Below are 12,279 nucleotides of genomic sequence, written 5' to 3' on the forward strand. Positions count from 1 at the left end.
GACCCCGCTCCGTCAGCCCGGACCCGCCAGCGAAAGAGCCGATGCCCAGACGCCTGACCAAGACCGCGGACAACATGTCGGGCCGCAAGGTCGCTCCTGCCGGTATCCTGCGGCAGGTGATGCCCTATGTCTGGCCGGAGGGGCACGGCTGGATCAAGCGGCGCGTGGTTCTGGCGATCCTGCTGCTGCTGGCCGCCAAGCTCATCGCCATCGGCACGCCGCTTCTCTACCGCGCCGCGGTCGATTCCCTTGCCGGAGAGAGCGAGGGGCCGGCTGTCCTGCTGGCGCTGGGTGCCATCGGGGCGACGGTGGCCTATGGCGGCGCGCGGGTGCTGAACACCGGCTTCCAGCAGCTGCGCGACGTCGCCTTCGCGCCTGTCGGCCAGCGCAGCCTGCGGATGCTGGCGCTGCGGACCTTCCGCCACATCCACCAGCTGTCGCTGCGCTACCACCTCGGGCGCAAGACCGGCAGCCTGAGCCGGGTGATGGAGCGCGGCGTGAAGGCCGTCGACTTCCTCCTGCGCTTCGTGCTGCTGTCCATCGGCCCCCTGCTGCTGGAGCTGCTGCTGACCGCCGGCATCCTCGCCTGGCTGTTCGACCTGCGCTACCTCGCCGTCGTTCTCGGCACCGTGGTCCTTTACGTCGCCTTCACCTTCGCCGTCACCGAATGGCGCGTGCGCATCCGGCGCGAGATGAACGACCAGGACCAGGACGCCAGCCAGAAGGCCGTCGACAGCCTGCTGAACTTCGAGACGGTCAAGTACTTCGGCGCGGAGGGGCGCGAGGCCGCGCGCTACGATCTGGCGCTGCAGGGCTACCAGCGGGCGGCGGTGAAGACGGCCTATACGCTGGGCTTCCTGAACTTCGGCCAGGTGCTGATCATGACCGGCGGTCTGGTCGCGGTCATGTCCATGGCGGCGCTGGGCGTGCAGGACGGCACGCTGACCGTCGGCGATTTCGTCATGGTCAACGCCTACATGATCCAGCTTATCGCGCCGCTGGGCTTCCTCGGCTCGACCTACCGCGACATCCGGCAGGCGCTGATCGACATGGACGAGATGTTCACCCTGCTGGGCGATACGCCCGAGGTCACGGATCGCCCCGACGCGCCGGCGCTGAGCGTGCCGCGCGGCGAGATCACCTTCGACGCCGTGCATTTCGCCTACCAGCCCGAGCGCGAGATCCTGCATGGCGTCAGCTTCACCGTGGCGCCGGGCGGCACGCTCGCCCTCGTCGGCTCTACCGGCTCGGGGAAATCCACCATCGGCCGGCTGCTGTTCCGCTTCTACGACGTGACGGGCGGGGCGATCCGCATCGACGGGCAGGATCTCCGCGAGGTCGGGCAGGGCAGCCTGCATGACGCCATCGGCGTGGTGCCGCAGGACACGGTCCTCTTCAACGACACCATCGGCTACAACATTGCCTATGGCCGCGACGGCGCCAGCCGCGCCGATGTCGAGGCGGCGGCAAAGGCGGCGCGGGTCCATGACTTCATCGCCTCGCTGCCCGACGGCTACGACACGCAGGTCGGCGAGCGGGGGCTGAAGCTGTCGGGCGGCGAGAAGCAGCGCGTCGGCATCGCCCGCACGCTGCTGAAGAACCCGCCGATCCTGCTGCTGGACGAGGCGACGAGCGCGCTCGACACCGAGACCGAGCGCGAGATCCAGTCCGAGCTTCGCGCCATGGCGCAGGGCCGCTCGGCCATCGTGATCGCGCACCGGCTGTCCACCGTCGCCGATGCCGACGAGATCGTGGTGCTCGAGCAGGGCCGCGTCGTCGAGCGCGGTCATCACGAGGCGCTGCTGGCGCGCGAGGGGCGCTATGCCCAGCTCTGGCAGCGCCAGGCGGCCGAGGAAGAGGCCGAGGCCCCGGACGCGGACTGAGCCGCCGGCGGTTGCTGCGCCGCGGCAAGAGGCATAGGCTCGGGCGCGAGACCCCGCGCGCGGGGCAATCCCAAAGGAAAATCCATGCCTCCCTCGATGTTCCGCACGGCGCTCGTGCTGGGCCTGCTATCGGCCCTGGGACCCTTCACGATCGACACCTACCTGCCGGCGCTGCCCGCCATCGCCGAGGCCCTTGGCAGCGACGTGACGGCGGCGCAGGCGACGCTGACGGCCTATTTCCTGGCCTTTGGATTGGCGCAGCTGGTCTATGGCCCCTGGGCCGATGCGCGCGGGCGGCGCGAGCCGATGCTCTTCGGCCTCGGCCTTTATATCCTCGCCAGCGCGGGCTGCGCGCTCGCGCCCTCGATCGGCTGGCTGATCGTCATGCGCTTTGCCCAAGGGGCGGGGGCTGCGGCGATGATGGTGCTGCCGCGGGCGGTGATCCGCGACATGCATACCGGCCCCGAGGCGACGCGGATGATGGCCACGATCATGTTGGTGATCGCGGTCTCGCCGATGCTGGCGCCGCTGGCCGGGACAGGCATCCTCGCCTTCGCCGGATGGCGCGTGATCTTCTGGGCGCTGGCCCTCGTCGCGGCCCTCTGCGTCGCGGTCACGCTGGTCCTGCTGCCCGAGACGCTGCCCCCCGCGCGGCGGCGGCGGCTAAACCTCGGCTGGCTGCGGCAGAACGCCGGGATCCTGCTGCGCGATCCGGTCTTCACCGGGCTGACGCTGGTCGGCGGATTCGGCATGGCCAGCTTCTTCGTCTTCATCGCCAGCGCCAGCTTCGTCTACATGGAGCAGTTCGGCATGAGCGAGATGCAGTTCAGCCTCGCCTTCGCAGTCAACGCACTGGGCTTCTTCGGCGCCAGCCAGGTCGCCGGCCCGCTTCAGGCGCGCTTCGGCGCGGTGCGGGTGATGCGGCGGGCGGTGCTGGGCTTTGCGGGCTTCGCGGTGCTGAACGCGATGATCGCCGGCGCCGGGGCGAGCAGCCTGCCGCTGCTGATGGTGCTGCTGTTCTGCGGCAATGCCTGCCTTGGCCTCGTGATGCCGGCGACCATGGTCATGGCGCTCGACCCGCATGGCGAGCGGGCGGGCCTCGGCGCCTCGCTCGGCGGGACGATCCAGATGCTGACCGGCGGGCTGATGATCGTCGCCGCCAGCCCCTTTTTCGACAATACCGCGCCGCCGATGCTGGCGGCCATCGCGGTCTGCGCCACCATGGCGATGCTGATCGCGCTCTGGGTGCTGCCGCGTGTGGACCGGGCCTCCGGGCCCGCGCAGATGCCGGCGGAGTGATCCGCCGGACCCGCCCCTTTCGGCTTGCGGCCGCTTGCCGCGAAGGGGCGGGTCTTGTCGCCCGACCGCCCTTCGGTCTAAGAGGGGCGAAGATCGGGAGCCAGGCGTTTTGAGCAATCCAGACAGCTTCATAGACGAAGTCACGGAAGAGGTCCGCCGCGACCGTCTGTTCCGGAACATCCGGCGGTGGGGCTGGCTTGCCGTCCTGATCGTGGTGGTGATCGTCGCCGCCGCGGCCTGGGCCGAATGGCGCGACGCGCGCCGCGAGGCCGCCGCCCAGGCGCTGGGCGACGACATGCTGACCGCGCTGCAAGACGATGACGCGCAGGCGCGGGCCGATGCCCTCGGCGCGATCGAGGCCCCCGCCGGGGCCGAGGCCGTGGCCGCCATGCTCGCCGCCGCCGAGCTGCAGGGCGCCGGAGAGCCGCAGGCCGCGGCCGAGCGGCTGAACACCGCCGCCGCCGATGGCGCGGCCCCCGCCCTCTACCGCGATCTCGCCGCCCTCAAGGCGCAGATGGTGCTGGTCGCGCAGGGCGAGGGCGACATCCAGGCGCTCGAGGCGCTGGCCCAGCCCGGCGCCCCCTTCCGCATGCTGGCGCTGGAGCAGATGGCGACGCAGTACCTCGCGCAGGGCGAGACCACCGCCGCGACCGAGGTGCTGACGCAGATCACCGAGGATGCGGGCACCGGCAGCAGCCAGCGCGAGCGCGCGCAGGGCCTGCTCGTCGCGCTGCAAGGCCCTTCGGCCGCGCCCGCCGCAGAAGAGGCGGAGGCCGAGGCCGAAACCGCCGCCGAGACGGACGGGGAGTGATCCTGATGCGCCGTTTCGGTCCTGCGCTGATCGGTGCAGCCGTGCTGCTGGCCGGATGCTCCGCCCCCGAGGGGGAGCGGCTTCCGGGCGAGCGGCTCGATATCCGCGCCGGGATGCCCGGCGCCGAGACCCCGAGTGCGAACCTCGCCGCCGCGCTGGCGCTGCCGGCGCAGCGCAGTAACGCCGCCTGGACCCAGCGGGCCGGCGGACCGGACCACCAGATTCCGCATCCGGCGCTCGGCGCCTCGCTCGCGCCGCTCTTCACCGCGCCCATCGGGGCGGGTGACAGCCGCCGCTTCCGCATCACCGCCGATCCGGTCGTCGCGGGCGGGCGCATCTTTACGCTCGATTCGCAGGGCCTCGCGGTGGCGACCTCCACCGCCGGGGCGCGGCTCTGGGCAACCGACCTTACGCCCGCCAGCGACAGCCGGGGCGAGACCTCGGGCGGCGGCGTCGCCACCGATGGCGCCCGCGTCTACGTCACGACCGGCTACGGAGAGCTGTCGGCGCTGGACGCGGCGACGGGGCAGGTCATCTGGACGCAGGAGCTGGGCGCCGCCGGCAGTGCCGCGCCGACCATCGACAACGGCATGCTCTATATCGTCGGGCGCGACAGCCGCGGCTGGGCGATCGAGGCCGTGACGGGCCGGGTTGCCTGGACGCTCGATTCCGTGCCCTACGGCGCCAATTTCGGCGGCGGCAGCGGGGCGGCCGTCTCTGGCGGGACCGTGGTCTTCCCCTATCCCTCGGGGCAGGTGATTGCGGCCGCGACCGGCTTCGGCCTCGAACGCTGGGCGGCCTCCGTCGCCGGCGACAGGCCGGGGCGCGCCGCGGCGGTGGCGGCGACCGATATCTCGGGCGATCCGGTGATCGACGGGGGCCGGGTCTATGCCGGCAATGCCTCGGGCCGGCTGGCCGCGCTGGATCTGGAGACCGGGCTGACGCTCTGGACCGCCACCGATGGCGCCGTCGGGCCGATCATTCCGGCGGGCGGCTCGCTCTTTTTCGTCAGCGACATCGGCCAGCTCGTGCGGCTGGACGCCGCCAGCGGGCGCCCGCTCTGGCGCGTGGACCTGCCGGTCCTCAAGGAACGGCGCTGGCCCCTGGGCGATCTGCGCTTTGCCAATTACGGCCCCGTTCTCGCGGGCGGGCGGCTGATCGTGCCCTCCTCGGACGGGACGCTGCGCCAGTTCGACCCGGTCTCGGGCGCGCTGCTGGCCGAGATGCCGCTGCCGGGCGGCGCGGCCTCCAATCCCGTCGTCGCGGGCGGTGTCCTCTACCTGATGACCGGGGACGGGCAGCTCGCCGCTTTCCGCTAGGCGCGGAAGGGTGTAAGGGCGAGGCTCGCCAAAGCCGGGACGGCCTAATCATGAGTTTCACTCTCGCCATCGTCGGGCGGCCCAACGTGGGCAAGTCCACGCTTTTCAACCGCCTCGTGGGCAAGCGCCTTGCGCTGGTCGACGACCAGCCCGGCGTGACCCGCGACCTGCGCGAGGGCGAGGCGCGGCTGGCCGACCTGCGGTTCACCGTGATCGACACCGCCGGCCTCGAGGAGGCGACGGACGAAAGCCTGCAGGGCCGGATGCGCAAGCTGACCGAGCGGGCGGTGCAGATGGCCGATGTCTGCCTGTTCGTCATCGACGCCCGCGCCGGCGTCCTGCCCGCCGACGAGGTCTTTGCCGAGATCCTGCGCCGCAGTTCGCGCCACGTGATCCTGGCCGCCAACAAGGCCGAGGGCCGGGCCGGCGAGGCCGGGCTGGTCGAGGCTTATTCCCTGGGCCTTGGTGAGCCGCTGCGCCTCTCCGCCGAGCATGGCGAGGGGATGAGCGAGCTTCTGACCGCGCTGCATCCCATCGCGGACGAGATGAAGGAGCGGGCCAAGGCCGAGCAGGCCGATCCGCTGGAGGCCGAGACCGACATCGCCGTCGACGAAGAGGGCGAGATCGACGAGGACGCGCCCCATGCGCCGACCAAGGCCCGCCCGCTGCAGATCGCCGTCGTCGGCCGCCCCAATGCCGGCAAGTCGACGCTGATCAACAAGATCATCGGTGACGACCGCCTGCTGACCGGCCCCGAGGCCGGGATCACCCGCGACGCCATCTCGATCCCTACGGACTGGGGCGGCGTGCCGGTGCGCATCTTCGACACCGCCGGCATGCGCAAACGCGCCAAGGTGCAGGAAAAGCTCGAGAAGCTGTCGGTTTCCGACGGGCTGCGGGCAGTGAAGTTCGCCGAGGTGGTGGTTGTGCTGCTGGATGCCGCGATCCCCTTCGAGCAGCAGGACCTGCGCATCGCCGACCTCGCCGAGCGCGAGGGGCGGGCCGTGGTCGTCGCCGTCAACAAGTGGGACCTGGAAGAGGACAAGTCGGCCAAGCTGCAGACGCTCAAATCCTCCTTCGAGCGGCTTCTGCCGCAGCTGCGCGGCGCGCCGCTGGTCACCGTCAGCGCCCAGACGGGACGCGGCCTCGACCGGCTGCAGGCGGCGATCGTGAAGGCGCACGAGACATGGAACCGCCGCGTGACCACGGCGCAGCTGAACCGCTGGCTGGCCGGGATGCTGGAGCAGCACCCGCCACCCGCGCCGGGCGGCCGCCGCATCCGCATGCGCTATGCCACGCAGGCCAAGACCCGCCCGCCGGGCTTCGTCGTCATGACCTCGCATCCCGAGGCGGTGCCGGAAAGCTACTCGCGCTACCTCGTGAACGGGCTGCGCGAGGCCTTCGACATGCCGGGCACGCCGATCCGGCTGCACCTGCGCGGGCAGGGCGACAAAAACCCCTACAAGGGGCGCAAGTCCTCGCAGCCCTCGCGCCTGCGCAAGCACCTCAAGGACAGCTAAGCGGCGGGCTGCCGCGCATGCGATTCCGGGAGCGCTGGGAGGCGACGCCCCGCCTCGGGCGGGTGCGCCTGCCGAGCGCGGACTCTTGTGCTGGGGAGGCGCTTGAGGGCGCGAGATGCGTCCTCAAGCTGCCTGTCCGAGTGTCTGGCGCCCCGGCCCCGCATCAAGGGGCGGCTGCGCCGCCCCTTGATGCGGGGCCGGTGCGCGGCCCTCAGGCCCGGCGAGGGCTCTGGCCGCGGAAGGCTACGAGGGCCAGCGCGAGGATGCCGAGCAGGGCCACGGCGCTGTAGAGCGGGTGGGCGAAGGCGTCCTTGGCGAGGATGCCGATCAGCGCCCAGGCGACGGTCACGGCATAGGTGACGATCCAGGGCCGCGCCTCGAGCACCAGAAGCGCCACCGTCAGCGCCAGGATCAGCCCGGCCCAGGCCCAGCCGAGGCTGCCGAAGATCAGGCCGAAGCCGGCGCTGGTGATCGCGAGGGCGACAAAGCTGGCGGCGGTCAGCCAGCCGGCATAGAGGCCGACGGGCAGGGCCAGCCACCAGATGTCCCGGCGCGGCGCCCGCAGCATCGCGGCCAGCGCGAAGACCAGCATGATGACGATGTCGATGGTGGCCAGAACCGCGCTGTGCTTGGCCAGTAGCAGCCATGGCGTGCCGAAGAGCAGCGAGAGGCACAGCGGCACCCGCGCCTCGTCCCATGCGGCATCGTCGCGGCGGGCGATCACGCCGAAGACGGCGGAGCCGATGAGCCAGGCGAAGATCACGCCCCAGACCGCGAAAGCCCAGTCGGCGGGCTGGATCAGCGGATCAGGCTGCGGGATCGGCAGCGCGTCGTTGCGAAAGCCCGGAAAGGGCGTGACCCAGGCCGAGGCGGCGAAGGTCAGCGTCAGCAGCAATGTCAGGTAGGGCAGAAGGCGGCGCATGAAAGGATCCCCTTGTCTGGGGACCTTTCTGGCCCGCGGGGGCGCGCGCCGCAAGGGCAGGGGACCTCCCCCGCCCCCGAAGAGGGCGAAGGAGGCGGCAACCTCAGCTCCCGGCGAGGAGGCCCATCTGCTCGAGCTTGAGGATCACCTGATGCGCGCAGTGATCGACGTCCGAGGATTCGGTCTCGATCCGCAGCTCGGGGTTCTCCGGCACGTCGTAGGGATCGGAGATACCGGTGAATTCCTTGATCTTGCCCTCGCGCGCCATCTTGTAGAGGCCCTTGCGGTCGCGGCGTTCGCATTCCTCGAGGCTCGTGGCGATATGCACCTCGACGAAGGCGCCGTGGCTTTCGATGTCCTCGCGCACGGCGCGGCGGGTGGTGGCATAGGGCGCGATGGGCGCGCAGATCGCGATGCCGCCGTTCTTGGTGATCTCGCTCGCCACGAAGCCGATGCGGCGGATGTTGAGATCCCGGTGCTCCTTGGAGAAGCCCAGCTCCGACGACAGGTTCTTGCGCACCACGTCACCGTCCAGAAGCGTGACGGGACGACCACCGGCCTCCATCAGCTTGACCATGAGGGCGTTGGCGATGGTCGATTTGCCCGAGCCCGAGAAGCCGGTGAAGAAGACGGTGAAGCCCTGGTTCGCGCGCGGCGGACGGGTCTTGCGCAGCTCGGTCACGACCTCGGGGAAGGAGAACCACTCCGGGATCTCCAGCCCTTCCTGCAGGCGGCGGCGCAGCTCGGTCCCCGAGATGTTGAGGATCGTGACCTCGTCCTTGTCCTCGATCTCGTCCATGGGCTCGTACTGGGCGCGTTCCTGCACGTAGACCATGTGTTTGAAGGGCACCATCTCGATGCCCATTTCGGCCTCGTGCTGCTTGAACAGCTCCTGCGCGTCGTAGGGGCCGTAGAAATCCTCACCCTGGGAGTTCTTGCCCGGGCCGGCATGGTCGCGGCCGACGATGAAGTGCGTCACGCCGTGGTTCTTGCGGATCAGCCCGTGCCAGACCGCCTCGCGCGGGCCGGCCATGCGCATCGCGAGGTTCAGCAGGCTCATGGTGGTGGTGCTGCCCGGATACTTGTCCAGAACCGCCTCGTAGCAGCGCACGCGGGTGAAGTGATCGACGTCGCCCGGCTTGGTCATGCCGACGATGGGGTGGATCAGCAGGTTGGCCTGGCTCTCGCGCGCGGCGCGGAAGGTCAGCTCCTGGTGCGCGCGGTGCAGCGGGTTGCGCGTCTGGAAGGCGACGACCTTGCGCCAGCCCAGCTTGCGGAAGGTCGCGCGCAGCTCGTTCGGGGTGTCGCGGCGGGCCTTGAAGTCGTAGTGCACCGGCTGCTGGATGCCGGTGACGGGGCCGCCGAGGTAGACCGGCCCGGCGGTGTTGTGCAGGTAGTTGACCGCCGGATGCGCGCTGTCGTCGGCGCCGAAGACCTTCTCGGCCTCGCGCGCCTTGTTCGGCACCCACTTGTCGGTGACGGTCATGGTGGCGAGGATCACGCCCTCCTGGTCGCGCAGGGCGATGTCCTGGCCCGGCTCGACCTGGTCGGCGAAGGTCTGGCCCACGTCGAGGGTGATCGGCATCGGCCACAGGCTGCCGTCGGCCAGCCGCATCGTCTCGACGACGCTGTCGTAATCTTCCTCGCCGAGGAAGCCCTTGAGCGGGTTGAAGCCGCCGTTCATCAGCAACTCAAGGTCGCAGATCTGGCGCGGCGTCAGGTCGTGCGAGAGCAGGTCGCCCGCCTCCACCTTCAGCTTCTGCGCCGAGTCGTACGAGACGTACAGCTCGGGAACGGGGGCGAGGTTCTGGGCCATGATGGGGCGGTCTCCGTGCGGCAAGGCGTTGCGCCTGCGCCTAGACCGCCCCTCGGTCGGGGTTCAAGGCAAAACCGCCGGCCAGGGCGCCGCGACGGCAATCCGTCGCCAAGCCGCCCCGTTTGGCGCTTTTATCCCGCCTGCTCTTCGACCGGGGCGCCGTAGCCATGCGGCAGGCTCTCGTCGCGCTCGTGCCCATGCACGCTGGCGGCGGCCTCGTGTTCGGCCAGGAACTTCTCGGCGTCGAGGGCCGCCATGCAGCCCATGCCGGCGCTGGTGACGGCCTGGCGGTAGACGTGGTCGGTCAGGTCGCCCGCGGCGAAGACGCCGGGCACGCTGGTGCGGGTGCTGCCCGGCTCGACCTTGACGTAGCCGCCGTGGTGCGTCTCGAGCTGGTCCTTGACCAGCTCGGAGGCCGGGGCATGGCCGATGGCGATGAAGACGCCCTTGGCCGGCAGCTCCTTCGGGGCGCCGGTCTTGGCATGCTTCAGCATGACGCCGGTGACGCCTTTGGGGCTGTCCTCGCCCAGCACCTCGTCAAGCTCGTGGTCCCAGAGGACCTCGACCTTGGGATGCTCGAGCAGGCGCTTTTGCAGGACCATCTCGGCGCGCAGGCTGTCGCGGCGGTGCACCAGCGTGACCTTGCTGGCGAAGTTGGTCAGGAACAGGGCCTCTTCCACGGCGGTATTGCCGCCGCCCATCACGACGATCTCCTGGCCGCGGTAGAAGAAGCCGTCGCAGGTGGCGCAGGCCGAGACGCCGAAGCCCTTGAAGGCCTCCTCGCTCTCGAGACCGATCCACTTGGCGCGCGCGCCCGTCGCCAGCACCACGGCATCGGCGGTATAGGTCGTGCCGCTGTCGCCCGTCGCGACAAAGGGCCGCTGCGAAAGGTCGAGGTCGGTGATGATGTCGCTGACGATCTCGGCGCCCATCTCGCGGGCATGGGCCTCCATCCGGACCATCAGGTCGGGGCCTTGCGTGCTGGTCTCGCCCGGCCAGTTCTCCACCTCGGTCGTGGTGGTCAGCTGGCCGCCGGGCTCGAGCCCCTGCACGAGGACCGGCTCGAGCATGGCGCGGGCGGCATAGACGGCGGCGGTATAGCCGGCCGGGCCGGAGCCCACGATCAGCAGTTTCATCTTGCGGTCTTGCGCCATGATGCGGTCCCTTCGCGGCCTGTGCTTGCCTTCGATAGCCCGCTGCATATAGCCCCGCCGGCTGGGCGATGTAACCCCGCCCCCGGGGCGGCCCGGACAGGGGGCGGCATCCCCGAATGCAAGCTGTCCCTTTGCATTGTTACCCGATCTTGAAACATCGTTGCGCCGGGCGAGGGCTGGGCGTAGGGACGCGCTGTCTTAAGAGGATTACGAGAACCATGCCGGGACCGCGTCTGGACGAGATCGATCGCAAGATCCTTGCCGAGCTTCAGGGCGACGGCAGGATGACCAACGTGGAGTTGGCGCGCCGTGTCGGCATCTCGGCGCCGCCCTGCCTGCGCCGGGTGCGCACCCTCGAAGAGCAGGGCTATATCCGCGGCTACCACGCCGAGGTCGACCCGCGCGAGATGGGCTTCGATGTCGCCGTCTTCGCCCAGGTGCGCCTCGTCAGCCAGTCCGAGGCCGAGCTTTCGGGCTTCGAGGGGCGCTGCCGCGACTGGCCGCTCGTGCGGGAGTGCCACATGCTCAACGGCGAGGTGGACTTCATCCTCAAATGCGTGGCGCCCGACCTGCGCAGCTTCCAGCGCTTTCTGACCGAAGAGCTGACGGCGGCGCCCAATGTCGCCAGCGTCAAGACGAGCTTGGTGATCCGCAACGCCAAGGCCGAGCCGGGCGTGCCCTTCGAGGTGCTTGAGGCGCGGCTGGCCAGCCAGGCCTAAGCTGTGCCGTAGGCGCCATCCGATGCGGGCCGCAGGCGCGGCAGGCCCGAGGGGCCGAAATCGGCTAGGCCGCCGAGGTGCGGAAAGCAGGACAGGTAAAGGGCCAGCGTCTCTCCAGTCAGGGGGAAGCGGGCGAGGGTGCCGGGATGGTGGCTCTCGATCTCGACGCCATTGGCGGCGACGACCTGCGGCCGGGCGAAGGCAAGGTTGTAGACCTGCACCGCCGATTGCGGCGTGACCTCGATCACCCCCTCGCCGTCGATCATCTCGCTGACCGGCAGCGTTCCGGTGGCGCCTTGGGCGCCGCGCTGGACCAGCCGGGCGCAGGGGCCCAGCAGCAGGTCCGGCATCGGCCGGGCAATGCCCAGCGCATCGGCAGAGACGCGGATCAGCCGCCCCATGCCGGGGGCCTGGCCGGCGACGCCCGGAACGATCGGCGTGCTGCCGCGCCAGAGCAGGCGCTCGAACCGGCCCTCGACGGTCTTGATGCCATCGCCGGGCAGCAGGTCCTCGACCGCGACGGTGCCGCGGTCGGTGGGCAGCAGCGTGCCCCGGGCAAGGGCGGCGACGGCATCCTCGAAGACCGGGATCGCCGGCACGGCGCGCGTCACCTCCTCGACCTCGTTCGGCCTGCCAGGCGGCGCATAGAGGATGTCGACGCGGCGCATCAGCGTGGCCGCGGGGCGCGCGCGTGCGGGCACAGCACGAAGCGGCATCGGCCGCGTCGCGCCCGCGCCGCGGGGGCCCTGGTCTGGATCTGACATCTGCCTTCCCTTCCTGCCGCTGGCGGCGCCGCGGCTGCGGGCGACCCTGCCCTCTGGGCGGGGCAGGAATGC

10 protein-coding genes are annotated in these 12,279 nt (G+C 70.6%); 6 read left to right on the forward strand and 4 right to left on the reverse strand.

All coding sequences use genetic code 11. The features are described from left to right. Positions 1-41 precede the first annotated feature (41 nt). From DFP88_RS11285 to der, 5 genes are all read left to right on the forward strand, one after another. On the forward strand, positions 42-1,883 hold the full coding sequence (locus DFP88_RS11285) for an ABCB family ABC transporter ATP-binding protein/permease (protein ID WP_110814582.1): 1,842 nt from the start codon (positions 42-44) through the stop codon (positions 1,881-1,883). 84 nt (positions 1,884-1,967) lie between these two features. Further along, positions 1,968-3,182 carry a multidrug effflux MFS transporter gene (locus tag DFP88_RS11290; protein ID WP_220032321.1) on the forward strand — a complete coding sequence of 405 codons (1,215 nt, stop codon included), beginning with the start codon at positions 1,968-1,970 and terminating at the stop codon, positions 3,180-3,182. Positions 3,183-3,291: 109 nt separating this feature from the next. Continuing rightward, the gene (locus DFP88_RS11295) at positions 3,292-3,993 is read left to right on the forward strand and encodes a tetratricopeptide repeat protein (protein ID WP_110814584.1); all 702 of its coding nucleotides are present in this window, start codon (positions 3,292-3,294) and stop codon (positions 3,991-3,993) included. Between the two features lie 5 nt (positions 3,994-3,998). Next, positions 3,999-5,312, forward strand: a complete 1,314-nt coding sequence (locus DFP88_RS11300; RefSeq protein ID WP_110814833.1) for a PQQ-like beta-propeller repeat protein — start codon at positions 3,999-4,001, stop codon at positions 5,310-5,312. Between the two features lie 50 nt (positions 5,313-5,362). Continuing rightward, positions 5,363-6,832: a ribosome biogenesis GTPase Der gene (gene der, locus DFP88_RS11305; protein ID WP_110814585.1), complete on the forward strand. Its 1,470-nt coding sequence runs from the start codon at positions 5,363-5,365 to the stop codon at positions 6,830-6,832. A gap of 211 nt (positions 6,833-7,043) precedes the next feature. Here the strand turns inward: der and DFP88_RS11310 are convergent, their stop codons facing one another. The 3 genes from DFP88_RS11310 to trxB all read right to left on the reverse strand — a co-directional run bounded on the left by DFP88_RS11310 (position 7,044) and on the right by trxB (position 10,724). Further along, positions 7,044-7,754, reverse strand: coding sequence for a hypothetical protein (locus DFP88_RS11310; RefSeq protein WP_110814586.1), 711 nt, complete (start codon positions 7,752-7,754; stop codon positions 7,044-7,046). Between the two features lie 103 nt (positions 7,755-7,857). Next, the gene (locus DFP88_RS11315) at positions 7,858-9,570 is read right to left on the reverse strand and encodes a bifunctional sulfate adenylyltransferase/adenylylsulfate kinase (RefSeq protein WP_245904783.1); all 1,713 of its coding nucleotides are present in this window, start codon (positions 9,568-9,570) and stop codon (positions 7,858-7,860) included. A gap of 131 nt (positions 9,571-9,701) precedes the next feature. Next, positions 9,702-10,724: a thioredoxin-disulfide reductase gene (gene trxB / locus DFP88_RS11320; protein ID WP_110814587.1), complete on the reverse strand. Its 1,023-nt coding sequence runs from the start codon at positions 10,722-10,724 to the stop codon at positions 9,702-9,704. Positions 10,725-10,942: 218 nt separating this feature from the next. Here trxB and DFP88_RS11325 point away from each other — a divergent pair, with 218 nt between their 5' ends. Next, complete coding sequence (locus DFP88_RS11325) at positions 10,943-11,443, forward strand: Lrp/AsnC family transcriptional regulator (protein ID WP_110814588.1); 501 nt, start codon at positions 10,943-10,945, stop codon at positions 11,441-11,443. On the opposite strand, the gene DFP88_RS11330 is transcribed toward DFP88_RS11325, so the two are convergent. Next, positions 11,440-12,207: a Hint domain-containing protein gene (locus tag DFP88_RS11330; RefSeq protein WP_245904784.1), complete on the reverse strand. Its 768-nt coding sequence runs from the start codon at positions 12,205-12,207 to the stop codon at positions 11,440-11,442. The two genes, DFP88_RS11325 and DFP88_RS11330, sit on opposite strands and share 4 nt — an antisense overlap. Between the last annotated feature and the right edge of the window lie 72 nt (positions 12,208-12,279).

The organism is Pseudoroseicyclus aestuarii (genome assembly GCF_003217255.1).
GTDB lineage: Bacteria > Pseudomonadota > Alphaproteobacteria > Rhodobacterales > Rhodobacteraceae > Pseudoroseicyclus > Pseudoroseicyclus aestuarii.